Genomic DNA, 26,208 nt, shown 5'->3' on the forward strand with positions numbered 1-26,208 from the left:
TATTGACGTATCTTTATTAACGTCTTTTTTTGACAGACTTACCTGCAACGGCAGTTTTCTTCTTGGGTGTTACCGCTACCTGAGTCGATTTCTGGCGACGTCCACCAGAAAAACTTTCCTCTTTGGCCTTCTTCGCTGCGCTGGTCTTGCCGCTACGGCTATAGCCGACAATCGCTTTCTCCTCATGTGCGACCGGCGTTTTTTTTGCGGCAGATACACCTTTGCGGTTTTTCTCGCTGCTGCCAGGGTTGCGTACGTCACTTGCATTTGATGAGCGAGCCGGGCCTGGCTGCACGATACTCAAATCTATCTTGCGTGCATCAAGATCGACACGGCTGACTTGCACGGTGACCTTATCTGTCAGCTGATACCGTTTGCCGGTACGTTCGCCACGCAATTCATGGCGCGCTTCATCATACTGGAAGTAATCAGCGCCCAGTTCAGTGACGTGCACCAGGCCTTCAATATAGATTTCGTCAAGCTGGACAAAGATACCAAACTGGGTAACACCGGTAATCATGCCAGTGAACTCTTCACCCAGTTTATTACGGATGAAGTAGCACTTGAGCCAGGCTTCCACGTCACGCGAGGCTTCATCTGCGCGGCGCTCATTGGCTGAACAATGCACACCCAACGCATCCCAAATGGTCTGCTCGCGCTCTTCTTTTTTCTTGCCCGCGGCCTTGTCGGCGATTTGCTGCTTGCGCGTGGCGTTCGACACCGAGGAATTGAGCACACTCAAGTCTATGCCTTTGGGCTCATACTTTTTGCCTTGCAGGATGGCCTTGATCGCCCTGTGAGTCAGCAGATCAGGGTAACGACGTATGGGGCTGGTGAAATGCGCATAGGCGTCATACGACAGGCCAAAATGCCCAATGTTGTCAGGGCTGTACACCGCCTGTTGCATCGAGCGCAGCAGCATGGTTTGCAAGAGAGTGGCGTCTGGCCGGCCTTTGACCTTCTTCATCAATTCTGCATAGTCAGCTGCCGACGGACTGTCACCGCCACCCAGAAACAGGCCGACCTGCTTCAGGAAGTTTCTGACCTGGGTCAGTTTTTCCTTGGTCGGGCCGGCATGGATACGATAGGTACCAGGATGTTTATAGGTTTCCAGCAGATTGGCAGCACAGACGTTGGCCGCCAGCATGCACTCTTCAATCAGTTTATGCGCGTCATTACGTGTGCGCGGAATAATTTTTTCTATCTTGCCGGCAGGGTTACAGACGATATAAGTTTCCGTGGTCTCAAAATCAATGGCACCGCGTACATGACGGGCCTTGAGCAAGGACTGGAATACCTCATAGAGATTCAACAGATGCGGCACCAGGGTCAGGCGTTTGGCAGCCTCCGGCCCTTTGGTATTACCCAGAATGGCAGCCACTTCGGTATAGGTAAAACGTGCAGCAGAATGAATCACAGCCGGATAGAACTGATACGCTGTCACTTCGCCGTCCTGGGTGATGACCATATCGCATACCAGCGTCAGTCTGTCGACATCAGGGTTGAGCGAGCAAAGTCCATTTGACAGCCGCTCTGGCAACATGGGGATAACCCTGCGCGGGAAATACACCGAAGTGCTACGCAACAAAGCCTCCCCGTCCAGTACATCATTCGGGGTCACATAGTGACTGACATCGGCGATCGCAACGATCAGGCGATGACCTTTACTACGGCCTATCTTGACTGGCTCGCAATACACCGCGTCATCAAAGTCGCGGGCATCTTCACCGTCTATGGTAACAAGCGGTATATCACGTAAATCGACACGATCGGTAAGATCGCTTTCCATGACTTCGGACGGCAATTTGGCTGCAGCTTTTTTCACCGCATCAGAAAACTCGTGGGGAACACCGAACTTCCGGACCGCGATCTCGATTTCCATGCCTGGATCATCAACATCACCAAGAACTTCGACGATCTTGCCAACAGGCTGGGCATAGCGGGTTGGCTGCTCAGTCAATTCCACACTGACTACCTGACCTGACTTGGCCTTGCCTGGCGCACCGGTCAGCAAGATATCCTGGCTGAAACGCTTGTCTTCAGGCGCAACTATCCAGACGCCATTTTCGTTTAACAGGCGTCCTATGACGTGGGTATTGGCTCTTTCCAATATTTCCAGTATGCCACCTTCAAGACGGCCACGACGATCAGTCCCGACTACGCGTGCCATGACGCGATCGCCATGCAATACTTTTTGCATTTCCCGTTCAGGCAGGAATAAATCTTCGCTGCCGTCATCAGGAATCAAAAAACCGTATCCTTCGCGATGACTGCTGACTTTGCCACTGATGAAATCATCATGATTCGCCATGGAATAATTTCCACTTTTGTCGGCTTTGATTTGCCCATCTCTTTCCATCGCGCTTAATCGTCGTGTCATGCCATCTAACTCCTCAGGTTTAACCGACAGCTTCTCTGCAATTGCAGCAGCTGTCATTTTTGCCTTGTTAGTACGTAGAACACCCAGTATTTCTTCACGACTGGGAATGGGGTATAAATGTTTGTTCAAATTTTGTATTTCTTCTTAAAAAGTTAATTTGCTTGATACCTAATCGCGTCAGGACATAGTTTACCGGAGCAAACCCCTTTCACCTAACGATTCTTATGTCCAAATGCATACCCGTCTTGACAAATACCTGAATTAATTTATAATGTTGGTCTTCCGTTGCCCACGTGGCGGAATTGGTAGACGCGCATGGTTCAGGTCCATGTGCCGCGAGGTGTGGGGGTTCGAGTCCCTCCGTGGGCACCACCAATTTGAGAGCCCGCTGATGAAAATCAGCGGGCTTTTTCAATTCCGGCACAGCTTGCACAAGCCCACACTCCAACGCAGACCCCCACTGCTCCATCAAAAACAATACCCCCATCCCACACTCTCTCCAAAACAATGCCCAATAAAGCTTCGACACTTTATTTTTGCAAATTATTTCCCCAAAACCAGACAAATACCCTATAATGCTGATCTTCCGTTGCCCACGTGGCGGAATTGGTAGACGCGCATGGTTCAGGTCCATGTGCCGCGAGGTGTGGGGGTTCGAGTCCCTCCGTGGGCACCACCAATTTGAAGGCCCGCTGATGAAAATCAGCGGGCTTTTTCAATTCCCCAACGCTCGAGCAAACTGCTCAGCGTAGCGCACTACAAGCCAGAGCCATCAAAAAAACGATCTTGCTGCAACAATAAACTATCGCAAGCACCTGCAAGTTCATCGCGTAAGCGCAAAGTATTCCGCTTTGCTTTCAATTACTACCGTCAGACAGCATTCTCCATTTATTTTCAATAAAAAACGGAAGCGAATTGCTTCCGTTTTTTGTTATCAGTTACTTGCGCCTTTTTTCAACCAGGCATTCAATTGATGCGGCCTGATGCTGTCATACTCTTCAAATGGCTGATGTATCCAGGGATTGGTCGCCAGATAGTCGAGATAATAGTCAGGAGCAATCGAAGAACAGGCTTTGTACCAGATGACCGCCGATTTCACTTCAGACACGGCTGGAAAGTTTTCGCGCAAATGCACGAGAACCTTTTCCAGGGTCACGCCAGAATCAACCAGATCATCGACAACCAGGACTTTGCCCTGCAAGGCGCCCTTGGTCATGGAGATATACTTGCCTATATCCAGAGAGCCCTGCACCGTCCCCGACTCTTCACGGTAAGAACTGGTCGACAAAATCGCCAGGGGGACATCAAAAATGCGGGAAAATATATCACCCGGACGCAAGCCACCACGAGCCAGGCAAAGCACTTGATCAAACTTCCAGCCAGACTCATGCACTTTCAACGCAAGCTGCTCGACGGAACGATGATAGGCTTCCCAGGAAACCCATAGGTCTTTGTCTGTAGATGCAGGCATATTCATATTTTTATTTTTCCTTCTTAGATAAACGGGTGCCTTAACACGATGGTTTCTTCTCGATCTGGCCCAGTAGAGACCATATCGACAGGAACACCAACCAGCTCCTGAATACGTTGTATGTAGTTACGCGCATTGACGGGCAGAGCATCCATGCTTTTTGCACCAACCGTGCTTTCAGACCAACCCGGCATTTCTTCGTAAATAGCTTCACAACGCGCCGCCTCTTCGGCACCGACCGGGAAAATATCGACGACCTTACCGTCAACCTTGTAACCAGTGCACAGCTTCAGGATTTCCAGGCCATCAAGCACATCGAGCTTGGTCAGACACATGCCGGAAACACCATTGATCTGGACCGAACGTTTGAGCAAGGCGGCATCGAACCAGCCACAACGACGGGCACGACCAGTCACTGTACCAAATTCGTGACCGACACTGGCCAGATGCTTGCCAACACCTGCATCAGTAGGCAACTCAGACGGGAAAGGACCAGAACCTACACGCGTCGTGTATGCCTTGGTAATACCCAGGATGTAATGCAACATATTAGGTCCGACACCAGAACCGGCAGCTGCATTACCAGCCACACAATTACTGGAAGTAACGAACGGGTAGGTACCGTGATCAACGTCGAGCAAACTACCCTGCGCGCCTTCAAACAACAGGCTACCGCCAGCTTTATGCGCAGCATACAGAGCACTTGATACGTCAGCCACCATAGGGCGAATACGCGGTACATTCGCCAAGGCATCGTCATACGTCTTCTGGAAATCAACTGCAGGTGCCTTCAGATAATTGGTCAGCACGAAGTTATGATAATCAAGATTTTCACGCAGTTTTTCTGCAAATCTTTCTTCATTAAGCAGATCTGCAACACGAATTGCACGGCGCGCAACCTTGTCCTCGTAAGCCGGGCCAATACCCTTGCCTGTGGTGCCGATTTTTGCCGCACCGCGGGCAACTTCACGCGCCGCATCAAGAGCGGTGTGATAAGGCAGGATAACCGGGCAGGCTTCAGATATCTTCAGACGCGAGACCACTTCTACGCCATTGGCCTGCAGCTTATCGATCTCTCTGAGCAGATCAGGTACGGACAACACCACGCCATTACCAATATAACAAGCCGTGCCCGCGCGCATGATACCTGACGGAATCAATTGCAATGCCGTCTTCTGACCACCGATCACCAGTGTGTGACCTGCATTATGACCGCCCTGAAAACGCACCACACCCTGGGCGTGATCTGTCAACCAGTCAACAATTTTACCCTTGCCTTCATCGCCCCATTGGGTACCGATTACAACAACGTTTTTAGCATTTTTAGTTTGTGTCATCACTTAACCTACATTTTGAAGAATCCATTGACCTGCATCGAAAATGAGTGCGCGGTTGCAATCAAATTCGTCTTGTTCGTCCTCGTGCCCAGGCAGGGTTTGAATCACCACCTCACCTTCACCACGCAAAGCCGCTATCTTTTCACGCAAGGCAGGGTCGCTGCCCCATGGCGCACGGATGGCGCCCTTTCGCTCGGCCACAGGCAGCAAGCGCGCCAACTCCCGCAAATCAAGGGAAAAACCCGTCGCCGGACGTGAGCGACCGAATGCTTCTCCAACATGGTCATAACGGCCACCACGAGCAACGGCATTTGGCAAACCAGGGACAAAGACACTGAACATCACACCACTATGATAGTGGTAGCCACGCAAATCGGCGAGGTCTATTGTGACTTGCGCAGTGCCTGTCAGATGCACCAGGTGCTCAAGCTCATCAAGCGCACTCTTTATACCAGCAAGTGCTGGCAACACGGCCCACGCTTTTTGAATAATGGAAATGTCCCCATACAAACCGGGCAAAGCCAGCAACGCAGCCCTTATCTCTGGTGAAAATCCCTGGCTGAGTTTATCTATACCCGGCAAATCTTTGGCCTCAAGCAGGGCGTACAGCGTGTTTTCTTCTGCTTTTGCCAAAGGATCAGCAGCCAACAAGGCGCGCAAAACTCCCACGTGACACAAATCAAGCCTGACATTGTCGACATGGGCCAGTGCCAGGCTGGCCAGCACCAGTTCCTGTATCTCGGCATCAGCCTCAAGACCTGCATGCCCGTAGATTTCCACACCTATCTGCAAAGGCTCGCGTGTTGCATGCAGGCCCGATGGCCTGGTATGCAAGACACTGCCGGCATAACACAGGCGGGTAACGGTACGGCGATTGAGCAAATGTGCATCAATACGTGCTACTTGCGTCGTCATATCAGCGCGCAGACCCATGGTACGACCAGATATCTGGTCCACCAGCTTAAAGGTACGCAAGTCCATGTCCTGACCGGCACCTGTCAGCAAGGACTCGATATATTCGAGCATGGGCGGCATGACCAGTTCATAGCCATACAGCCTGAAGTTATCAAGCAGTACGCGGCGCAACTCCTCTATCTTGCGCGCTTCCGAAGGCAAGATATCAGCAATATTTTCGGGTAAAAGCCAATTTGGCATGAGGGGCAATCAAAAAAACAAAAATTTGGTCCAGCCTATCCGACAAACAGCGATCTGCACAATAAATGTGCAGATCGCTGTCTTGTCACTACGAATACTTACTTGGTCTTCGCTGGAGCAGTATTGCCACCAATCAAAGACGGGCTCTTGAAATATTTAAAGAATTCCGAATTTGGATCCACAACCAATAAATCGGATTTATTCTTGAAGACTGCATTATAAGCGTCAAGGCTACGATAAAACTTATAAAATTCAGGATTTTGACCAAAAGCCTGTGCATATATCTGAGAAGCCTCTGCATCACCGGCACCGCGTATCTTTTGCGCCTCACGGAATGCCTCAGCCTTGATCACCAGCCTTTGCTTGTCAGCATCAGCTCGAATTTCTTCTGATTCAGCAGCACCGGTGGAGCGCAGACCATTTGCCTCACGGGTACGTTCAGCCTTCATGCGATCGTAAACAGAGTTGTTAATCTGCTCAACATAATCAACACGTTTGAGGCGAACATCCACAATTTCAACGCCAATATGCCTGGTTTCTTCTGATACTTTTTTCTTGATCGCATCCATCAACTTGGCGCGCTGAGTCGAAATGACTTCACCTACCTTACGCTTGGTTATTTCATCATTCAGGGCAGCCTTGATGATTTGAGACATGCGGTCCTGCGCACTACGCTCCACACCATTAAAGCTGACAAAATACAAACGTGGGTCTTTAATACGCCATTTCACGTAAGAATCCACCAGGATATTTTTCTTTTCCGATGTCACGAAACGATCTGCAGACGAATTGTCTATGGTCAGAATACGCTTATCCAGAAACAGGACATTCTGGAATGGCGGTGGCAACTTGAAATGCAGCCCTGGCTCGCTGATCACAGATTTGACCTCACCCAGCGCAAAAACGATGGCATGTGAGCGTTGGTCGACCACAAAAATAGTCGAATAAGCAATAAGAATTACTGCGCAAATTCCAACGATGAAAGTACCGAGCCTATTCATTATCGCCCCTCCCTTTCACGCGTGTCCCGATTATCTTTGGGGCGTCCATCTTTACCATAACGAATATCTACAGTTGGAATCTGGTCCGCAGCCGGAATAGTGGGTGCAGTATTGACGGGTGGGGATTTCGCCGCCCCTTGATCAGCCTGACCTGTCAACTTGTCCAGAGGCAGGTAAATCATGTTATTGCCGCTTTTACTATCGATCATGACTTTGCTTGTATTCGCAAAAATTTGCTGCATGGCGTCGAGATACATCCTGTCACGAGTAATTGCAGGAGCTTTTTGGTATTCAGTCAGGATTTGCTGGAAGCGAGAGGCATTACCCTGTGCATTGGCGATGGTACTTGCCTTATAGGCTTCCGCCTCTTGTATCATCCTGGATGCTTCACCACGCGCCTTTGGGATCACATCATTGGCGTAAGCAATACCTTCGTTCTTCAGACGTTCTTTGTCTTGCTTGGCTTTTTGCGCATCTTCAAATACGGCCTGCACCTGCTCCGGTGCCTGTACATTCTGCATGGTAACCTGGGCAACCTGTACGCCAGAACCATAGGCATCCAGTATTTTCTGCATACCAACATTGACATCAAGTGCTATTTTTTCACGGCCCTCGTACAAGACAAAATCCATGGTGCTTTTACCAACAATTTCACGAACTACTGTTTCCGCTACCTGACGGATCATTTCTTCCTGGTCACGATTGTTGTATAACCAATCAGCAGCATTATTCAATTTATATTGAACGGCAAATTGAATATCAACAATATTCTCATCATCAGTCAGCATCAGCGAATCACGTTCTTTCGCGCCTTTTTTATAACCTATTTCTACCGTTCTGACTTGTGACAGGTTAACGATCTCGTGATTTTGTATGGGATAAGGCCAGCGCCAGTTAAAACCTGCTGAAGTCTGATGGCTGAGCTTGCCGAATGTCGTGATGACAGCGGTTTGCCCCTCTTGCACAATAAAGAAGCCGCTGGCCAGCCAGATCAGGACAACAATCGAAATAATCAGAGATGCACCCACTCGTGCACCTGCGGAGTCAGGTGAAAAATTCCCGTTGTCGCCACCATTACCTTTTTGGCCAAAGAAACGGCTCAGCTTCTGGGTAAAGTCTTTCCACAACTGATCAAGATCAGGCGGACCTTCCGGAGGTTTTTTACCATTCTGGTTATTATTTTGATTATTGTTTTGAGAACCACGTCCCCATTGCGGGTCGTTCATCGACATGGTCAAACCAATTCTTTTGAGAAGTGAAACAAGCATTCTGTCGCTATCCAATGAATAGTGGGTTGGACTACTGAAGATTAAAGCGTGCATCAAGATCTTCTGGCAGGTCGTTTTGCCCCTTGCCAGCACTCTTTGCCAATGCGAATTCTGCAATTGATTCGCGTAATAAAGCTACACCTGCCCCGGTACGAGCGCTCAAAAAAACCCGTTGAATTTTATCATATTCATCCAGCTCAACCGCAGGCTCCAAACCTACCAAGTCAATCTTATTCCACACAAGTATCTGTGGAATATGGTCGGCACCTATCTCTTTTAACACATGATTGACTTGCTGAATCTGATCAAACCTGACCGGACTGCCCGCATCGACCACATGCAACAGCAGATCTGCGTGAATGGTTTCTTCCAGAGTAGCCCTGAACGCCGCCACCAGTTGATGTGGCAACTCACGAATGAAACCGACAGTATCAGAAATCACGACATTGCCTGCGTCACCAAGATAAAGGCGGCGTGAAGTGGTATCCAAGGTAGCGAACAATTGATTCGCAGCATAAGCACCAGCCTTTGTCAGGACATTAAACAAGCTGGATTTACCCGCGTTGGTATAGCCGACCAGAGAAATTGACAAGGTATTGCTACGACCGCGTGAGCGACGCTGCGTTTCCCTTTGTTTATGCAATTTGTCGAGCTTTTGCTTGAGCATTTTCACCCGGTCACCCAACAAGCGGCGATCAGTTTCCAATTGGGTTTCACCTGGACCGCGCAAACCAATACCGCCCTTTTGCCTTTCCAAGTGAGTCCAGCCACGTATCAGGCGCGTTGCCAGATGCTGTAACTGTGCCAATTCAACTTGAACCTTACCCTCATGGCTTTGCGCACGTTGTGCAAAAATATCAAGAATCAGACTGGTACGGTCAAGCACTCTGACTTTCAGGTGACGCTCAAGGTTTCTTTGTTGCGCTGGAGAAAGTGCATGATTGAATATGACGATTTCCAATGCATTATCAGTAACAGCGTGTGCAATCTCATCAGCCTTGCCGCTACCGACAAACAAGGCTGCGTCGGGACTTGCCCGCTTGCAAGTGATGGTTGTAACGGGCTCCGCCCCCGCAGATTGCGAGAGTAAAGACAGCTCTTCCAGACTAGCGGCAAAGTCGTCCTTGCCGAAATCAACACCGACTAGAGCGGCGCGCATAGACGACTTCTTTCCAATAATTCAGCACTCAAAAATTACTCAGCTTCCTGCTCTGTATTGATGCTCACTGCGCGTGCCGGGACGACAGTGGAAATAGCGTGCTTGTAGACCATCTGCGTCACGGTATTACGCAGCAAAACCACATATTGATCAAAAGATTCAATATGACCTTGCAGCTTGATGCCATTGACCAGATAAATTGATACAGGAATATGCTCTTTACGCAAAGCGTTCAGAAATGGGTCTTGTAATAATTGCCCTTTATTGCTCATAACAGCTCCATTGTGTTGTTGTGATTAGGAGTTGGGGACTACTTAACAAAATACAAGTATTCCCAGAAGTTGATTACAAAGTAATGTAATCTATTTTCATCTTAATTGCATATCCCTTGCTTAAATTTCATTGCAAAAGGAGATGAACCAAGCTTTTTTTACATTTTGATACTTGCCTGCAAATCTACTTGGACGACTTGTCAAACGGATTCTTGCCCGAACGCATTTCAATTCTCAGGGGAGTCCCTGTCAATGAGAAAGTCTCACGGAAATGTTTTTCCAGATAACGTTTATAGACATCGCCCACTGCTTCCAATGCATTACCATGAATAACAATGATAGGTGGATTTTGCCCACCTTGATGAGCGTACCGTAGCTTGGGTCGAATAGAACCTTTACGCTTGGGTTGCTGATGTTCTACCGCCTCAATCAGGGCACGCGTCAGTTTGGGCGTGGACAAGTTGACCATCGCAGCAGCATAAGCTGCATCAATGGACTTCATCAAAGGACCTATGCCTGTCGACTTCAATGCTGAAATGAAGTGGAATTTGGCAAAAGTCAGGAAATTCAGCTTGCGCTCGATATCCATTTTGATTTCATCGCGCCTGTCGCTCTGCAGGCCATCCCATTTATTGACGCCAACTACCAGGGCACGGCCAGATTCCAGAATAAAACCAGCAATATGCGCGTCCTGCTCGGAAATATCCTGCTGGGCATCAAGCAATAGCAAAACCACATTGGCTTCAGACACCGACTGCAAAGTCTTCACAACGGAAAACTTCTCTATCGCCTCAAACACTTTACCGCGACGGCGGATACCAGCAGTATCAATCAGGGAGTAGTGCTTGCCATCGCGTTCAAACGGGATTTCTATGGAATCGCGCGTCGTACCCGGCATATCGAAAGCAATCACCCTGTCTTCACCCAGCAGGGTATTGACCAGGGTCGACTTGCCAACATTGGGCCGACCGACAATAGCGATTCTGATACCTCTTACGTCAGGCTCTGGCTCTTCCAGTTCTGGCGGGCGCTGGGCAAATGCGATATCGAGCATTTCCTCAACCAGATCAGCCACGCCATCACCATGAGCAGAAGAAATCACATAAGGATCACCAAGTCCTAACTCATAAAAATCTGCAGTAACCGAGGTATATTTCATCCCCTCAGCCTTGTTTACTACCAACATGACAGAGCGGCCGGATTTACGTAAAAAATCTGTGATGGTTTTATCATGTGGCGTCAAACCCTGACGTCCATCAACGATGAAAACGACAACATCAGCTTCAGCCACGGCCTGCTTGGTTTGCTTGGCCATTTCATGCATGATGCCTTCTTTGGCGACAGGTTCGAAACCACCTGTATCAATCACCAGGAACGGGCGTTCACCAACACGTCCTTCGCCATAGTGTCTGTCCCTGGTCAAACCTGGCAAGTCTGCAACCAGGGCATCGCGAGAACGGGTGAGCCGATTGAACAGCGTGGATTTGCCGACATTGGGTCGGCCTATAAGTGCGATAACCGGCTTCATTATTATTACTCGGTTGCAAGAGCAACCACTGATCCTGATTTTGTTTGGACGATCAGCTTGGTATCGACAACCAAAGGTGCCGCGACTATCTGACTACCGTCAGTAGCTATTCGTCCGATAAAAGAACCATCTTCCCTTGAAAGAAAATGGACATAGCCTGCCATATCACCGACCGCAACTGCACGGTCATATGAGACAGGTGCCGATAAACGGCGATAACTGAGTTTGTCATTACGCCAGGCGCTGGCGCCACCATTGCGCGCATAGGCGTTGACGGCACCGCTAACGTCAGCGGCAAATACAAAGCGCTCATCGACGCTGACACCAACATCACTGGATAGAGCCTTACCCCAGCGCAACGCGCCGGTACCAAGGTCAAAGCAGGCAACCCGTCCCTGATAGGACGAGGCGCAAATATCACGCCCCAGAACGACAGGAGCACCCGACACATCGGCAACACGTTCCAACTCGGTTGCACCTTTAGGCTCACCAACTGTCGCCTCCCAGCGCACACCACCGTTATTCAGCGCCAGCGCAGCCATACGGCCACCAGGCAAGGCAACGACAGCCTGCTGCTCGACAATTACGATACCCGGCGCCAGACGCAAGGTCAGCGGCGGCAAAGGACGCTCTACCGACCATTTACGTTCGCCCGACTTGACATCATAGGCGCTGACCTGGTTATCGATGCTTCGCACCACGACCACCCCCTGCCCCACGGCCGGGGCAGAAAGAATTTCATTGGTACTTTGCTTCTTCCACAATAGCTTGCCATCAAGATCAAATGCCAGTATCTGGCCTTTTTCACCGGCCACCACCACCGCATCCGCATCTGCACCAACTCCGGCTGTCAGTCGCATACCAGCATTGATGCGCCAGACTACGCGACCTGTCGCCAATTCTATTCGCGCCAGCGTACCATCAGCTGCCGCAACATAAACATTTTGTGCAACAGAAACCGGGGAAAACACATAATTACCTGCGCCCCCCACCGCAACAGTCCAGCTTGATTTGACTGCCATCGTCGACTTAATTTCTGTCAACACAGCCGGTTGATTTTTTGTATCTGATCTTCCAGAAAATGGATTCAGTGAAGACAGCGCAGAGCAACCGGACAATGCCAGAAAGGCAGAAGATGCAAGAAGCAGTTTGGCAGAAAATTGCATGTATGAGTCCTCTTATTTGCTAACAACTTTTGTTTCTGTCGCACCGCCAATGACATCAAGTTTCATCTGCAAAGCTTGGCGACCAGGGCTCTTTTCAGTCATTTTTTCCAAAGCAGCCTTGTAGGCTGTTCGGGCATCATCAATCTTGTTCTGGGCAACATAGATGTCACCTTTGGCGTCGAGCACATCAGCATCGAATTCAGCAGGGAAAGTACCCGCCAGCTGTTTTAATCCTTCATCATAAGCTTTCTCATCGAGTGCTATACCCGCCAGGCGTATTCTTGCCAGAGCCTGATATTCCTCAGTCTTGCCATTGTCAACCACCCATTGCAACTGTGCTTTGGCCGCTTTAAGATCATTCGCGTCAAATGCACTTTTGGCAGCAACCAATGCTGCCATAGGCGCATAACTGGTTGTGGCAAACTTGGCCTTCAGGTCGTCAGCAGCCCTTTGCACTTTGCCATAGTCTTTGGCCGTAATGGATTTTTGCATCTCTTCATACAACTGGGATGCCTGTGCCGATTGATTTCTTTGATGTGAAGTCCAGGCAGTCCAGGCTGCGTAGGAACCGAGTACGATGATCAACAGCCAGGTGACGAGGTTACCGTATTTTTTCCAGGTTGCCTTCAGGGTTTCAAGTTGCTCTTGTTCTTCTAAATCGTATGCCATAGCGTCTGTTGTTATTTATGTTATAAATGAAAAAATAAATCAAAATCAATGGTGAACATGGTGATGATCAGGGTCATCACAGCAGTGCTCTTCACCGCCACCTGCGATCTGATCAACCAGATAATCAACGGCAGTACCAAACGGTACGTTGACCTGATTGTTTTCGGTCTCACCAGCACGCATTTCCTTGATGCTGACAGTATTATTGCTTGCCTCATCCTCACCGATGATAACGGCGTAAGCTGCACCGCTACCGTCGGCTTTTTTCATTTGCGATTTGAAGCTGCCCACACCAGTCGCCGTAGCGCAATGTAACACAACATCAAGTCCGGCATCCCGCAAACGTTCGCCAAGGACCATGGCTTGCATCTGTGCCTCTTCACCCTGGTGCACCAGGTATACGTCGCACATGGCCGGTTGATGCACATCGCCATTTGCCTTCATCAACTCCAGCAGGCGCTCCACGCCCATGGCAAAACCGCAGGCTGGCGTGGGTTTGCCGCCAAAAATACCGAACAAGGCATCATAGCGCCCCCCTGCACAAACCGTACCCTGGGAACCCAGGTCGTCCGTCACCCATTCGAACACGGTACGATTGTAGTAATCGAGACCACGCACCAAGCGCGGATTGATGGTGAATGGAATGCTATTGTGACGCAAAATCTTTTGCACACCTTCAAAATGCGCCAGCGATTCTGCGCCCAGGTAATCAAGCAATTTAGGTGCGGCATTGACCATTTCCTGCATAGCAGGATTTTTTGTATCGAGTATGCGCAAAGGATTGGTCAACAGGCGTCGCTTCGCTTCGGCGTCAAGCAGGTCCTGATGCTGCTCAAAGTAAGCGATCAAAGCGATTCTATGCTGATTACGCTCAGCCGCATCACCGATGGAATTCAATTCCAGGCGTACATTCTGCAAACCGAGATCATCCCAGAAACGCTGACACATCATGATCAGTTCAGCATCAATATCGGGGCCAGAAAAACCCAGTGCTTCAGCGCCCACCTGATGAAACTGGCGATAGCGGCCACGCTGCGGTCTTTCGTGACGGAACATGGGGCCGGTGTACCACAGGCGCCTTGGGCCGTCATAAATCATATTGTGTTCGATTGCAGAACGTACAACGCCTGCCGTCCCTTCAGGACGCAAGGTCAGCCTGTCACCGTTCAAGGAATCTTCAAAAGAATACATTTCTTTTTCGACGACATCCGTCACCTCACCCAGACCGCGCGCAAACAAGCTGGTCGATTCAACGATGGGTGTGCGAACCTGCTGGAATCCATAGCTCTTCAATATGGATTGCACCGTATTTTCAAATAACTCCCACAGAGGGGCATCATCCGGTAAAAGATCATTCATGCCTTTTACGCCAGTGATTTTTTCTGCTTTCTTCATTTCCGACATGCTTTACAACCCGATTTAATTATTTATGACGCCGTTCGCAGGCGAATAATGGCTTTTTACATAGTCCAATACGATGGACTGAAATTCTTCAGCAATATGCTCGCCACGCAAGGTCATCGCCTTGGCGCCATCGATAAAGACCGGTGCAGCAGGTGATTCACCTGTGCCAGGCAAACTGATACCGATATTGGCATGTTTGGATTCACCCGGACCATTGACGATACAACCCATCACAGCAACGTTCATGTTCTCCACACCGGGATATTGCTTTTTCCAGACCGGCATCTGATTACGCAAGAAGCTTTGTATATCATCCGCCAGTTCCTGAAACACCGTAGATGTGGTCCTGCCACAACCAGGGCAGGCAATCACCATGGGAGTAAATTTACGCAAGCCCATGGTTTGCAAAATTTCTTGGCCAACTATTACTTCGCGGCAGCGATCGCCCCCTGGTTCTGGTGTCAGCGATATGCGTATGGTATCGCCTATGCCTTCCTGCATCAGCACTGCCAGCGCTGCTGTCGAAGCGACTATACCCTTGCTGCCCATACCCGCTTCAGTCAAACCAAGGTGGAGCGGGTAATCGCAACGTGCAGCCAGTTCACGGTATACCGCGATCAAGTCCTGCACACCAGAAACCTTGCAGGACAAAATGATCTTGTCGCCGGCCAGGCCCAGCTCTTCCGCCTTCTGGGCATTTTCAATTGCCGAGGTAATCAGGGCCTCATACATAACAGCCTGCACACTCCAGGGATTGGAGCGTTTGGCATTATCATCCATGATGCGCGCCAGCAACGCCTGGTCAAGGCTGCCCCAGTTCACCCCTATGCGCACCGGTTTGTCGTAGAGACAAGCCATTTCTATCATCTGAGCGAATTGCGTATCACGCTTGGCACCCTGCCCCACGTTACCGGGGTTGATGCGGTATTTGGACAGAGCCTTGGCACAATCCGGGAAATCCCTAAGCAAGATATGCCCGTTATAATGAAAGTCGCCAACCAGGGGAACGTCAATTTCCATCCTGTCGAGCTGCTCACGAATCGCCGGTACTGCTGCGGCTGCTTCGGGATTATTAACGGTTATGCGCACCATTTCAGAACCGGCGCGCGCCAGCTCCTTGATCTGAATTGCTGTACCTATCACATCAGCTGTATCGGTATTGGTCATCGATTGCACGACAACCGGCGCCCCGCCACCCACAATCACTTCACGCTTACCATAAACAACTTTGGCTGCACGAGATGCACGTCTGAGCTTTGAACCAGAAACAATTTCCGATAGAAATTCTGTCATCTTCACTTCACATTCAAATTAATGACATTACTGTCCTTGCCCGGCACAATTTCCATATTCTTGCCGCGCAACCAGCCTTCAACACCGGCAGCATTACCAATACGGAGTTGCAAAGCCTCTTTCATGTCAAAAACTTCTTCCGTACCCGCCCTGGCCAGATGCGAAGTCAGTACAGTACCATTTTCACGTTTGACCTGTATCCAGGAGTCCTGTTTGAATTTCAGTTTTAACTGGTTACTCCCAGCGTCTGCCACGGGTGGCGCAGCAACGACCAACGGGGTCATATTCGAAGTCGGCACCGCCACATGTGAAGCAGCTTGTTCATTCTGGCTTGACCTGACTGCGGAAGCAGGCTGCTCCTGCATATCTGTTTTAATATCATTGATTGTGTTGAGCACAGTAGGCACAGATGCAACAGGAACAGATGCGATAGAAGTGCTTGTTGCAGCTGCATTTACCACAGGCTTGTCGACGACAGGATTGGCGACAACCGGACTGACTTCTTCAGGCGCTTTTTCAGGTACTGGTTCAACCGCCTTCTTCCCAGCCTGGGAAGAAATCAGATTCTTGAAATAATCACTGTGCTCAAGTTTTTGCACACCAACAAAAATCACTGCTCCGACCGCCAGCAAAGCAGCGCCTATCAGGTATTTACGATTATTATTGCTTTCCTGTCTGCCAAGGAACGGTGTGCGCGACTCCATGAAGGGCGTTGCCAACGTGGGACGCAAATCCGCATCCAGGCCACCGGCGCCAGATTCCGAAGGCAGACAATCAACGATGGCGACAGGATCAAGCTTCAACAGTTTGGCATAAGAACGCACAAAACCACGTACGATCACCATTTTTGGTAAATCTTCAAACTGGTTATTTTCCAGCGCCAAAATCTGCCGCTGCGACAACTTGAGCTGATCCGCAACCTGCTGCAAACTCAAACCCATTTGTGTGCGTGCTGCAGCCAGCTGCGAGCCGGCAGTCTGCACCACAGACAGCGCTGCTTTGTTCTCGGACCCATCAGAGGACGAGGATTCAACAGGCAACTTCATTCCCGCTTCACTCATCAAACACTCCACGTTGATACAGAGAATACTCCTTGGAATTAGGATGACGTCGGCGCAACTGCGTACCCAGACTGACTACTGCTGCCTCATCACCCATTTTCTTTTCTATTCTGATTGCCAGCCACAACACGTCGGCAGCCAGCACATCATATTTCAGGACACGATTGATATAAAACCTGGCTTGTGTATACTCATTGCGGTCAAACAATATCTTTGCCAGATTGGCATTAATTGCCGGATTAGCAGGTTCCTCACGCAGGCCCTGCATGAAGAAACGCTCAGCCCCAGCGGGGTCTTTCAGGCGAAGACTGCACAGGCCGGCATTATTCAAAGCCTTGCCTGGCGCAGAATAATTCGGGTCCTTGATCGCCTTATCCAAGTAGACCAGCCCCTGCTTTTCACGTCCATTCAGGCACAAAAACCAGCCGTAATTATTGGAAATGTCCGCGTTACCTGGTGACAATTTCAAAGCATGCAGAAAATTCTCTTCTGCCAGTTGCTTTTCGGACATATCCATGAATATCAATGCCCGCAGGCTAAAGGCGTCAACCATATCAGGTGCGATCAGCAAAGCCTGACGAATCTCTTCCAATGCGACTTTGAACTGCCCCTGCTGATAATAGCCTATGGCTAACTGCATGCGTATCGCAGCTCGCTTCTGCGCCTCCTGCTTTTCAGCCGAAATATTATCCTCCTGCCTTTCACCCTCAAGGCGCTTGGACGCACATGCAGACAAGGTGAGCGCCAGGAAGGCTATCAGCACTCCTGTCAAAAAGCGGTAACGCATTTGAAAAATTTTCACTGATTGATCTCCACGATCTTGCCAAAATTTTCGCCAAACTTCTTCTGATATTCCGCCATCTTTTGCATGCGCTCCTGCACACGCGTCCTATCTTGCACCTCCCCTGCCAACTGCCCACATGCAGCGTCAATATCGTCACCACGAGTCTTGCGTGTTGTAGTGACTATACCGGCATCCAGCAAGATTTGCGCAAACGCCTTGATCCGTGGATTGGCAGATCGCCTCAAACCTGACTCAGGGAAAGGATTAAACGGGATGAGATTGAATTTACAGGGCACATCACGCACCAGTTCAATCAACTCCCGTGCATGCTCATCAGTATCATTGACGCCGTCAAGCATGCAGTATTCAAAGGTAATAAAGTCACGTGGCGCGAATTCCAGGTAGCGCTTGCAAGCTTCTTTCAATTCTTTCAGGGGATGCTTCTTATTCAGGGGTATCAGACTATCACGCAAGGCATCATTCGATGCATGCAACGATACTGCCAGAGCCACCGGACATTCTTGCGCCAGTTTATCTATCATGGGCACGACGCCACTGGTCGACAGCGTGACACGACGACGTGACAAACCATAAGCATTGTCATCAAGCATCAGACGCAGCGCCGTAACAGTCGGCTCAAAATTCAGCAAAGGCTCGCCCATACCCATCATCACCACATTAGTGATCTGACGCTCCCCTTTGGGACCAGGTGCTATGCCCTTGGTTTTACGTAATTCAAATTCAGCCATCCACAGCTGGCCTATGATTTCGCCAACGCTGAGATTGCGGTTAAAGCCTTGCTTGCCGGTAGAACAGAAACGGCAATTCACGGCACAACCAGCCTGGGTGGAGATACACAAGGTGCCGCGATTTTCTTCAGGTATAAAAACAGTTTCCACCGCATTGCCTTGGCCGACATCAACCAGCCATTTTCTCGTGCCATCCGTAGAAGTATGGTCACTTATAACAGCGGGAGCGGCAACTATGGCCCGGGTAGCAAGCTTCTCGCGCAGGGATTTCGCGAGATCAGTCATTTCATCAAACGAACTGGCACCAAACTGGTGTATCCAGCGTTGCAATTGCTTGGCGCGAAACGGCTTCTCACCCAACTCGCCACAATAGGCAACGAGCTGCGCTGGATCAAGGTCCAATAAATTTGTGAGCACCGTCATGATCTTCTCTTTCGCACCTTGCACAGCATCGAGCCATGCAAGGTGATTATTTTAAACCGTTACAAACAGAACAAGTCTGAATTAACGAGAGTAAACGTTCAATGCCGGGAAGTAGTAAGCGATTTCCACAGCCGCTGTTTCTGGAGCATCAGAACCGTGAACAGCGTTTGCATCGATAGAATCAGCGAAATCAGCGCGGATAGTACCTGCTTCTGCTTTCTTAGGATCTGTCGCGCCCATCAGATCACGGTTTTTCAATATTGCGCCTTCGCCTTCGAGAACCTGGATCATCACAGGACCGGAGATCATGAAGTCAACCAGATCTTTGAAAAAAGGACGTGCACTGTGAACAGCGTAAAAGCCTTCTGCCTCAGCACGGGACAATTGCGCCATACGGGCAGCAACAACTTTCAGGCCAGCGCCTTCAAAGCGGCTGTAAATTTGACCGATAACATTTTTTGCAACTGCATCAGGCTTAATAATAGACAATGTGCGTTCGATAGCCATCTAAAAACTCCAATAAAAAGAAAGGGTTAAGAAAAATTTCGAGAATTCATCTAACCTTAGATTTTAACATGAAACGACAGACTCAGATATGTCTTTCAAGAAATACAATTGGTCGCAGAATAGATTAACTTCATTTTTAATATCAAAAGTCGATGACTATTTGATATTTCGACCAATTCACCGTTAAAATATTATTAAATAAGCATTTAAATCAAGTCAAAAACCGCCATGGATTCCACATGCGAAGTATGCGGGAACATATTGACAACACCTGCAGCACTCAGCTTGTAACCAGCCTGATTGACAAGCATGCCGGCATCCCTGGCCAGGGTTGAAGGACTGCAAGATACATAGACCAAACGCTTGGGCTTCAATACTGGCGCAATACCGCCAAGATCAATCAATGCCTGGCAAACTGCCATCGCACCATCACGCGGAGGATCAATCAGAAAACGGTCGAACTTACCCAGCCTCACAAAGTCCTGGGCCGTGACTTCAAACAGGTTGCGGGTACTGAACGAGGTTTTCTTGTCCAGACCGTTGTACCTGGCGTTTTCCAGGGCACGCTCAGTCAGCGCATCACTCCCCTCTATACCCACTACTTCCGCTGCCAGAGTCGCGATCGGCAAAGTGAAATTGCCAAGTCCACAGAAAAGGTCTGCTATGCGTTCATTTTTTTGCACATCAAGCAAACGCAGGGCACGTGCAACCAGAACACGATTGATATGATGGTTGACCTGGGTAAAATCGGTTGGCTTGAATGGCATTTTCACGCCGAACTCCGGCAACAGGTAATGCAAGTCGCTTTTTGCCGGATAGTAAGGCTCTGCCGTTTCCGGCCCCTTGGTTTGCAGCCACCATTGCACCTGGTATTGATCTGCAAACTCCTTGAGCCTGACTTCATCATCCTTGGACAACGGCGCCATGATACGCAAGACCATGGCTGTCACACCCTCACCGATTGCCAGCTCGATTTGCGGCAATTCTTCAACGATGGATAAGGACGCAACCAGTCCGCGCAAAGGCATCAGCATGGCCGATACATGAGCCGGTAGTATTTCACACGTTTCCATATTGGCAACATAGCGCGATTTTTTCTCATGAAAGCCAACCAGCACCGTGCCTTTTTTGACCACGTGACGCACCGACAGACGGGCGCGATAGCGGTAGCCCCAGGTGGGCCCGATAATCGGACGCATCATGATGTCCGCCTTCACCTTGCCTATGTGCCAGAGATTATCCTCCAGCACTCGTTGCTTCATCGCCACCTGGGCATTGGCATCGAGATGCTGCATGGAGCAACCGCCGCAAGTGCCAAAGAATTCACATTTAGGCTCCACTCGTTGCGACGATTCACGCAACAGGTTGCTCATGGTTGCCGCCTCCCAACTGGCTTTCTTTTTGTACGTGCTGAATTCAACCAGTTCGCCAGGCAATGCGCCATCAACAAAGACCACCTTCCCAGTACTGCCATCTTCGTTTTGCAAATTGCCGACGCCGCGCGCGTCCATGTCTAAGGAACGGATTTCTAATGTATTCATGGAAATTAAAGGCGCGAAAACAGGTTCACGCTGTGAAGAAGTGAAATTTCAAAACCGGAATTATAAGAGATGCGCGGGCACGCACCCCAGGAATATCTACAAAGCCTTATTCAAAGCACAGAATCCCTGCCCACACCACGTGAAGCAAAAGAACGTTTCAGCTTGATCAGGGCCTCCTGCTGGATTTGTCGGACACGCTCGCGCGTAATCCCCATCTCATCGGCCAGGGTCTCCAGCGTTGCTGGATCATCGTTATCCAGACCAAAGCGCCTGACGATGACGATGCGCTGCTTGTCAGGCAATTTCGACAACCAGTCCCTGACCAGTATGGTCATCTCATGTTGCTCGGCACGGATATCTGGCGCATCATCGCTATCCCCAGGCAACATATCCATCAGACTGGATTGAGGATCATTATCGAGCGGCGTATCGAGCGAAGTGGCATGCTCGGACAAGGTCAGAATGTCCTGCACCTCGTCCACCGGTCTGTCGACCAGCAGGGCGATATCTTCGAGTGCAGCATCTCTGCCGTCACGCCTTTGCGACTCCAGATGGTACTTGGCGCGCAATATCTGATTGAGCTCACGCACCATATGCACTGGCAGGCGTATGGTCCTGGCCTGGTTCATAATGGCCCGCTCTATGCTCTGACGTATCCACCAGGTCGCATAGGTAGAAAAACGAAATCCACGTTCGGGCTCAAACTTGTCAATGGCATGCATCAACCCCAGATTGCCTTCTTCTATCATGTCAAGCAGAGCCACACCGCGATTGATATAGTGCTTGGCAATCGACACAACCAGGCGCAGGTTGTGTTCTATCATTTTTTGCCTGGCCTCAAAGTCACCTTGTTTGGCCAGAGTTGCATAATGCAACTCCTCAGTTGAGGCAAACAAGGGGCGCGTGCCTATCTGATTGAGGTAATACTGGGTGGTATCAGTCGATAACTCCGCCGCCAGTACATTCTTCAATTCATCAATCGGCGCAACAATCAGTGCAGCCGGATCTTCGCCCTGCTCATCCTGCCCTTCCCGTGCAAGATCAGCCGCATCTTCCGCCAGATCAGTCAAATCTCCAGACAAGCGCACATCTCCGTCGCCATCAGCAGTGTCCGCAATGAGATCCTGCTCATCACTGGCAGCAGAATTTTCCAGCTTATAGGTGCTTACATTGTTGTGCATGATCTGTGAGAATTGACATGTTCAGCATCCGTACTGCCTGAACAAATTGTTATTCAAAGTATCGATAATAGTCTATTAATATTAACCAATGGTATTTTATTAAAATGTCAGCACCAACAAGGTATCGCCTATTGCAAAACTCCAACACTAACTACCGGCCAGGCAGGTATTTTGCAGGATCAACCGGCTTCCCCTGAACCCGGATTTCGAAATGCAGCTTCACTATATCACTGTCCGAATTTCCCATTTCAGCGATTTTTTGCCCTCTGGATATGGCTTGTCCTTCTTTCACCAAAATGGCCTTATTGTGCGCATATGCTGACAATAAACTGCTGGTATGTTTGATAATCACCAAATTACCATAACCACGAATTCCGCTACCGGCGTACATGACCCTGCCGGCGCCAGCTGCCAGCACATCCTGCCCCATCTTACCGGAGATATCAAAGCCCTTGTTCTTGACATCGTCAAAAGTCGCCAGAACTTTACCGTCCGCTGGCCACATCCAGTCTACGACATCTGACTCCGCAGGAGCTGTTTCGGTTGCCTTGATCGGCGCTGCCACATCATTTTTTACTGTCGGTGCCACAGCGGCAACAACCGTGTCTGTCTTCTGCAATTCGGCGAGATTTGTCTCGGAGTAGGCTCTTTTATCCCCGCGTGGGCTATTTTTATTGATCACCTGATTCGATGGCAAAGGCTTGACCTCAACTGCCGCACTTGAAGGTGTTACGGCGGTCGTTTGTGTTGTCGCAGCCCCCTCAGGTGGTGCCACCCTCAAGACCTGACCGACCTTGATGTCGTTCGGGTTTTTCAAATCATTCCAGGTCACGAGGTCGCTATAGCTCTGACCATGATCAAGTGCAATTCTGTACAAGCCGTCACCACGTTTGACGACATAAGTGCCACGCGCATTTTCGGGGGCTTTTACGACAACTGGCGATTTATTGACAACCGGGGGTGGCGTGACTTCGACAGGGGGCTGATCAACACCACGCTCAACCACAGGCGCCTTATTTGGCAAAGTGGTGGTACATGCGGTCAGACCCGCCAGTATGCACAGGGCAAAACCTGTTTGTAATCTCTGCTGTATATTCTTCATTTCCGTTTTTTGATCTGTTCTGAGCTTGTTGGTATCAATGGCAAACTTAAATTACGCCGGAATGCAACGGTACAAAATGACATTGTTCCAGAACCGAACTCTTCCATTCGTAATTTGATACGCGCTCAATTAATTGCAACACCTGATGACGCCCACCCACCGGTGCAACCAAGCGTCCGCCAACCCTTAACTGCTTCAACAAGGATTGTGGCACTTCCAAGCCAGCGGCAGCCAATATGATACCGTCAAACGGCGCCTCTTGCGGCAAACCTAACATACCATCCCCGTAAAGCAGGCGGATATTGGCAATGCGCATCGGGCGCAAATTACTCTTCGCCAATTCATGCAGGGCCTTGATACGCTCTATCGAATACACCTCCCTGGTCATCACTGACAAAACAGCCGCCTGATAACCGCAACCGGTGCCGATTTCGAGCACTCGCCCGAGATTCGTACCGTTCCGCAACACCTCTATCATGCGAGCAACGATATACGGCTGGGAAATAGTCTGATGGTGACCAATAGGCAAGGAGGCATCTACATAAGCCTGGCTTGCCATTCCAGACTCAAGGAATAGATGACGTGGTACAGCCTGCAAGGCAGCCAGCACAGTCGCGTCCTTGACACCTTGCTGCGCCACACGCATCACCATCGCCTTCCTGATCCCTTCAGAAACCAGCGGCCCCGATAACAAAGATGGAGACAGGCCAACATCAGTCTTGCCTGCTCCCTGTGGCGACTTGACATCCGTTTTCTGCGCAGCCCTGGCAGCTAATGTCCCACTAAGATGGTGAGCAGCATTACGCATTGCCGTTTGGGGCATGGCAGTACTCCGCCCACCAGGTTCAATCGCTTTACTTTTCTGATTGACCACAGAAGACAGAGGTAAAGGAAAACGCTTGTCTTTAGCCGTCATGCAAAGTCCAGGTCCAACTCGTTCAATTGACGACTGTTGGTCAAGTCTATCTGCAAAGGTGTGACCGACACAAAACCGTGGGCAACTGTATAAAAATCTGTTCCACTACCGCCATCACGCGCTGCCCCCGGCGGACCTATCCAATAAATATCGCGTCCGTGTGGATCTGTCATGTGTATCACAGGTTCAGAGGTATGGCGCTTGCCCAGCCTGGACTTACGCACCCCCTTGATATCGGAAAAAGGCAGGTTGGGGATATTCACATTCAGCAGGAATGGCGAAGGAAGTCCAGCAAACCCTTTGACCACCATCTCTTTTGCAACTCTGGCTGCCGCATCAAGGTGCGCCCAGCCTTTGTCCGCCTGAGAAAAGGCGATGGCTGGTATGCCAAACAAAAATCCTTCCGTGGCAGCCGCCACAGTACCTGAATACAGCGTGTCATCCCCCATATTCTGTCCCTGATTGATTCCGGAAACGATCAGATCAGGCTTTTCTTTCATAATGGCAGTCAAGGCAATGTGCACACAGTCTGAAGGTGTACCATTGACAAAGTAAAAACCATTGCTGGCACGTTGCACACTCAAGGGGCGGTCAAGCGTCAGGGCATTTGAGGCACCGGAGCGGTTGCTATCGGGTGCAACAACCGTAATTTCAGCAACAGACGACATCGCCTCCGCCAAAGCCATGATCCCGGGCGCCAGATAACCATCGTCATTACTGATTAGAATTTTCATATTTTGTATTCTACCCGATGCTGATTTATAAATTTCTACAGAGAACAGATTTTTACGGCATAATCGCAAAATCAAACGGTCGTACTATTTTATGGAGACATCAAAATGAAAGCTGTTGTGTGTAAGGAATGGGGATTGCCCGAAACACTGGTGATAGCGGATTTACCCGACTTGAGTCCGGGCCCAGGGCAAGTTGCCATCAATGTCAAGGCGGCGGGAGTTAACTTCCCCGATGTGTTGATCATACAGAACAAGTACCAGTTCAAACCAGAGCTGCCATTCACACCAGGCAGCGAATTGTCAGGCGTCGTCTATGCTGTCGGTGAAGGAGTCAGCCACCTTAAAATCGGCGATAAAGTCATCGCATTCATAGGCAATGGCGCTTTTGCACAACAGGCTGTAGTGGCAGCCAATGCCGTCATGCCCATGCCACCGGGCATGGACTTTGATGTTGCCGCTGCCATTACGCTGACCTACGGCACATCCCATCATGCAGTCGTTGACCGGGCCCAACTGAAGGCTGGTGAAACCATGCTGGTACTTGGCGCCGCAGGAGGCGTAGGCCTTGCCGCCATAGAGATAGGCAAGGCGCTGGGAGCACGCGTCATTGCAGCCGCATCCACCGACGAGAAATTAGCTATCTGCAAACAACATGGCGCAGACCTGACCATCAATTACAGTACCGAAGACTTGCGTGAAGCAATCAAGACAGCAACGGATGGCAAAGGGCCGGATGTGATCTATGACCCGGTCGGTGGCATCTATGCAGAACCGGCATTCCGCTCCATAGGATGGCGTGGACGCTATCTGGTAGTCGGTTTTGCCAATGGTGAAATACCCAAGTTACCGCTGAATCTGACCTTACTGAAAGGCGCTTCACTGGTTGGTGTTTTCTGGGGTGAGTTTGCGCGCCGCGAGCCAAAAGCAAACCTGGCCGCTATGCGTGAACTGATGGGCTGGCTGCATGAGGGGAAAATCAAACCGCACATATCCGGCCGCTACGCCTTGAAAGACACGCCACAAGCACTGAATGATCTGGCTGCACGCAAGGTCACCGGCAAAATAGTGATACAGCCGGAAATTTAGCGAGAAGAAGACGGGGTTGCT

23 protein-coding genes and 2 tRNA genes are annotated in these 26,208 nt (G+C 49.9%); 3 read left to right on the forward strand and 22 right to left on the reverse strand.

Features of this window, described 5'->3' with window-relative positions; genetic code table 11:
- Positions 1–16 precede the first annotated feature (16 nt).
- Positions 17–2,509: a ribonuclease R gene (rnr, locus tag LZ463_RS06865; protein ID WP_241454884.1), complete on the reverse strand. Its 2,493-nt coding sequence runs from the start codon at positions 2,507–2,509 to the stop codon at positions 17–19.
- 158 nt (positions 2,510–2,667) lie between these two features.
- Between rnr and LZ463_RS06870 the strand changes: the two genes are divergently transcribed.
- Both LZ463_RS06870 and LZ463_RS06875 read left to right on the forward strand, forming a co-directional pair.
- Positions 2,668–2,752: transfer RNA gene (locus LZ463_RS06870), tRNA-Leu, on the forward strand.
- Between the two features lie 219 nt (positions 2,753–2,971).
- Positions 2,972–3,056, forward strand: a tRNA-Leu gene (locus LZ463_RS06875).
- A 258-nt stretch (positions 3,057–3,314) separates the two neighbouring features.
- Here LZ463_RS06875 and LZ463_RS06880 read toward each other — a convergent pair.
- From LZ463_RS06880 to surE, 21 genes are all read right to left on the reverse strand, one after another.
- Positions 3,315–3,851, reverse strand: coding sequence for a phosphoribosyltransferase (locus tag LZ463_RS06880; RefSeq protein ID WP_241455153.1), 537 nt, complete (start codon positions 3,849–3,851; stop codon positions 3,315–3,317).
- 23 nt (positions 3,852–3,874) lie between these two features.
- Positions 3,875–5,188 (reverse strand): adenylosuccinate synthase, encoded by a 1,314-nt coding sequence (locus LZ463_RS06885; RefSeq protein ID WP_241454885.1) that lies wholly within the window; start codon positions 5,186–5,188, stop codon positions 3,875–3,877.
- A 3-nt stretch (positions 5,189–5,191) separates the two neighbouring features.
- Positions 5,192–6,343: an ATP phosphoribosyltransferase regulatory subunit gene (locus LZ463_RS06890; protein ID WP_241454886.1), complete on the reverse strand. Its 1,152-nt coding sequence runs from the start codon at positions 6,341–6,343 to the stop codon at positions 5,192–5,194.
- 98 nt (positions 6,344–6,441) lie between these two features.
- Positions 6,442–7,344, reverse strand: a complete 903-nt coding sequence (gene hflC, locus LZ463_RS06895) for a protease modulator HflC (RefSeq protein ID WP_241454887.1) — start codon at positions 7,342–7,344, stop codon at positions 6,442–6,444.
- On the reverse strand, positions 7,344–8,612 hold the full coding sequence (gene hflK / locus LZ463_RS06900; RefSeq protein ID WP_241454888.1) for an FtsH protease activity modulator HflK: 1,269 nt from the start codon (positions 8,610–8,612) through the stop codon (positions 7,344–7,346). Before hflK ends, hflC begins: the two co-directional genes overlap by 1 nt.
- 31 nt (positions 8,613–8,643) lie before the next feature.
- Positions 8,644–9,771, reverse strand: a complete 1,128-nt coding sequence (hflX, locus tag LZ463_RS06905) for a GTPase HflX (RefSeq protein ID WP_241454889.1) — start codon at positions 9,769–9,771, stop codon at positions 8,644–8,646.
- A gap of 35 nt (positions 9,772–9,806) precedes the next feature.
- Positions 9,807–10,043, reverse strand: a complete 237-nt coding sequence (gene hfq / locus LZ463_RS06910) for an RNA chaperone Hfq (RefSeq protein WP_241454890.1) — start codon at positions 10,041–10,043, stop codon at positions 9,807–9,809.
- A gap of 184 nt (positions 10,044–10,227) precedes the next feature.
- A complete protein-coding gene (gene der, locus LZ463_RS06915; protein WP_241454891.1) occupies positions 10,228–11,571 on the reverse strand; it encodes a ribosome biogenesis GTPase Der in 1,344 nt (447 codons plus the stop codon).
- 5 nt (positions 11,572–11,576) lie between these two features.
- Positions 11,577–12,737: an outer membrane protein assembly factor BamB gene (gene bamB, locus LZ463_RS06920; RefSeq protein ID WP_241454892.1), complete on the reverse strand. Its 1,161-nt coding sequence runs from the start codon at positions 12,735–12,737 to the stop codon at positions 11,577–11,579.
- A 12-nt stretch (positions 12,738–12,749) separates the two neighbouring features.
- Positions 12,750–13,406, reverse strand: a complete 657-nt coding sequence (locus LZ463_RS06925) for a YfgM family protein (protein ID WP_241454893.1) — start codon at positions 13,404–13,406, stop codon at positions 12,750–12,752.
- 45 nt (positions 13,407–13,451) lie between these two features.
- A complete protein-coding gene (hisS, locus tag LZ463_RS06930; protein WP_241454894.1) occupies positions 13,452–14,810 on the reverse strand; it encodes a histidine--tRNA ligase in 1,359 nt (452 codons plus the stop codon).
- Positions 14,811–14,825: 15 nt separating this feature from the next.
- Positions 14,826–16,103: a flavodoxin-dependent (E)-4-hydroxy-3-methylbut-2-enyl-diphosphate synthase gene (gene ispG / locus LZ463_RS06935; protein WP_241454895.1), complete on the reverse strand. Its 1,278-nt coding sequence runs from the start codon at positions 16,101–16,103 to the stop codon at positions 14,826–14,828.
- 2 nt (positions 16,104–16,105) lie between these two features.
- Positions 16,106–17,164, reverse strand: a complete 1,059-nt coding sequence (locus LZ463_RS06940) for a RodZ domain-containing protein (RefSeq protein WP_241454896.1) — start codon at positions 17,162–17,164, stop codon at positions 16,106–16,108.
- Positions 17,157–17,966, reverse strand: a complete 810-nt coding sequence (gene pilW, locus LZ463_RS06945) for a type IV pilus biogenesis/stability protein PilW (protein WP_241454897.1) — start codon at positions 17,964–17,966, stop codon at positions 17,157–17,159. Before pilW ends, LZ463_RS06940 begins: the two co-directional genes overlap by 8 nt.
- Entirely contained in the window at positions 17,963–19,123 is a 1,161-nt protein-coding gene (rlmN, locus tag LZ463_RS06950; protein WP_241455154.1) for a dual-specificity RNA methyltransferase RlmN, read from the reverse strand. Before rlmN ends, pilW begins: the two co-directional genes overlap by 4 nt.
- Before the next feature lie 78 nt (positions 19,124–19,201).
- Positions 19,202–19,627, reverse strand: a complete 426-nt coding sequence (gene ndk / locus LZ463_RS06955) for a nucleoside-diphosphate kinase (RefSeq protein ID WP_162041069.1) — start codon at positions 19,625–19,627, stop codon at positions 19,202–19,204.
- Between the two features lie 206 nt (positions 19,628–19,833).
- Positions 19,834–21,168, reverse strand: coding sequence for a 23S rRNA (uracil(1939)-C(5))-methyltransferase RlmD (gene rlmD, locus LZ463_RS06960; protein WP_241454898.1), 1,335 nt, complete (start codon positions 21,166–21,168; stop codon positions 19,834–19,836).
- Positions 21,169–21,278: 110 nt separating this feature from the next.
- On the reverse strand, positions 21,279–22,349 hold the full coding sequence (gene rpoS, locus LZ463_RS06965; RefSeq protein WP_241454899.1) for an RNA polymerase sigma factor RpoS: 1,071 nt from the start codon (positions 22,347–22,349) through the stop codon (positions 21,279–21,281).
- Between the two features lie 151 nt (positions 22,350–22,500).
- A complete protein-coding gene (locus tag LZ463_RS06970) occupies positions 22,501–23,451 on the reverse strand; it encodes a peptidoglycan DD-metalloendopeptidase family protein (RefSeq protein WP_241454900.1) in 951 nt (316 codons plus the stop codon).
- A gap of 46 nt (positions 23,452–23,497) precedes the next feature.
- Positions 23,498–24,367 (reverse strand): protein-L-isoaspartate(D-aspartate) O-methyltransferase, encoded by an 870-nt coding sequence (locus LZ463_RS06975; RefSeq protein ID WP_241454901.1) that lies wholly within the window; start codon positions 24,365–24,367, stop codon positions 23,498–23,500.
- Positions 24,364–25,101, reverse strand: coding sequence for a 5'/3'-nucleotidase SurE (gene surE / locus LZ463_RS06980; RefSeq protein WP_241454902.1), 738 nt, complete (start codon positions 25,099–25,101; stop codon positions 24,364–24,366). The genes LZ463_RS06975 and surE overlap by 4 nt, the downstream gene beginning before the upstream one ends.
- Before the next feature lie 105 nt (positions 25,102–25,206).
- On the opposite strand from surE, the gene LZ463_RS06985 reads away from it, so the two are divergent.
- On the forward strand, positions 25,207–26,187 hold the full coding sequence (locus tag LZ463_RS06985; RefSeq protein ID WP_241454903.1) for an NADPH:quinone oxidoreductase family protein: 981 nt from the start codon (positions 25,207–25,209) through the stop codon (positions 26,185–26,187).
- The last annotated feature ends 21 nt before the right edge of the window (positions 26,188–26,208 follow it).

The organism is Undibacterium paludis (genome assembly GCF_022568815.1).
Classification (GTDB): Bacteria; Pseudomonadota; Gammaproteobacteria; order Burkholderiales; family Burkholderiaceae_D; genus Undibacterium.

Bases quoted from the DNA above. Each gene is read 5' to 3' on its own strand.
- LZ463_RS06880 (WP_241455153.1), bottom strand. From the start codon at position 3,851: ATGCCTGCATCTACAGACAAAGACCTATGGGTTTCCTGGGAAGCCTAT.
- LZ463_RS06885 (WP_241454885.1), bottom strand. From the start codon at position 5,188: ATGACACAAACTAAAAATGCTAAAAACGTTGTTGTAATCGGTACCCAA.
- LZ463_RS06890 (WP_241454886.1), bottom strand. From the start codon at position 6,343: ATGCCAAATTGGCTTTTACCCGAAAATATTGCTGATATCTTGCCTTCG.
- hflC (WP_241454887.1), bottom strand. From the start codon at position 7,344: ATGAATAGGCTCGGTACTTTCATCGTTGGAATTTGCGCAGTAATTCTT.
- hflK (WP_241454888.1), bottom strand. From the start codon at position 8,612: ATGCTTGTTTCACTTCTCAAAAGAATTGGTTTGACCATGTCGATGAAC.
- hflX (WP_241454889.1), bottom strand. From the start codon at position 9,771: ATGCGCGCCGCTCTAGTCGGTGTTGATTTCGGCAAGGACGACTTTGCC.
- hfq (WP_241454890.1), bottom strand. From the start codon at position 10,043: ATGAGCAATAAAGGGCAATTATTACAAGACCCATTTCTGAACGCTTTG.
- der (WP_241454891.1), bottom strand. From the start codon at position 11,571: ATGAAGCCGGTTATCGCACTTATAGGCCGACCCAATGTCGGCAAATCC.
- bamB (WP_241454892.1), bottom strand. From the start codon at position 12,737: ATGCAATTTTCTGCCAAACTGCTTCTTGCATCTTCTGCCTTTCTGGCA.
- LZ463_RS06925 (WP_241454893.1), bottom strand. From the start codon at position 13,406: ATGGCATACGATTTAGAAGAACAAGAGCAACTTGAAACCCTGAAGGCA.
- hisS (WP_241454894.1), bottom strand. From the start codon at position 14,810: ATGTCGGAAATGAAGAAAGCAGAAAAAATCACTGGCGTAAAAGGCATG.
- ispG (WP_241454895.1), bottom strand. From the start codon at position 16,103: ATGACAGAATTTCTATCGGAAATTGTTTCTGGTTCAAAGCTCAGACGT.
- LZ463_RS06940 (WP_241454896.1), bottom strand. From the start codon at position 17,164: ATGAGTGAAGCGGGAATGAAGTTGCCTGTTGAATCCTCGTCCTCTGAT.
- ndk (WP_162041069.1), bottom strand. From the start codon at position 19,627: ATGGCTATCGAACGCACATTGTCTATTATTAAGCCTGATGCAGTTGCA.
- rlmD (WP_241454898.1), bottom strand. From the start codon at position 21,168: ATGAATACATTAGAAATCCGTTCCTTAGACATGGACGCGCGCGGCGTC.
- rpoS (WP_241454899.1), bottom strand. From the start codon at position 22,349: ATGCACAACAATGTAAGCACCTATAAGCTGGAAAATTCTGCTGCCAGT.
- LZ463_RS06970 (WP_241454900.1), bottom strand. From the start codon at position 23,451: ATGAAGAATATACAGCAGAGATTACAAACAGGTTTTGCCCTGTGCATA.
- LZ463_RS06975 (WP_241454901.1), bottom strand. From the start codon at position 24,367: ATGACGGCTAAAGACAAGCGTTTTCCTTTACCTCTGTCTTCTGTGGTC.
- surE (WP_241454902.1), bottom strand. From the start codon at position 25,101: ATGAAAATTCTAATCAGTAATGACGATGGTTATCTGGCGCCCGGGATC.
- LZ463_RS06985 (WP_241454903.1), top strand. From the start codon at position 25,207: ATGAAAGCTGTTGTGTGTAAGGAATGGGGATTGCCCGAAACACTGGTG.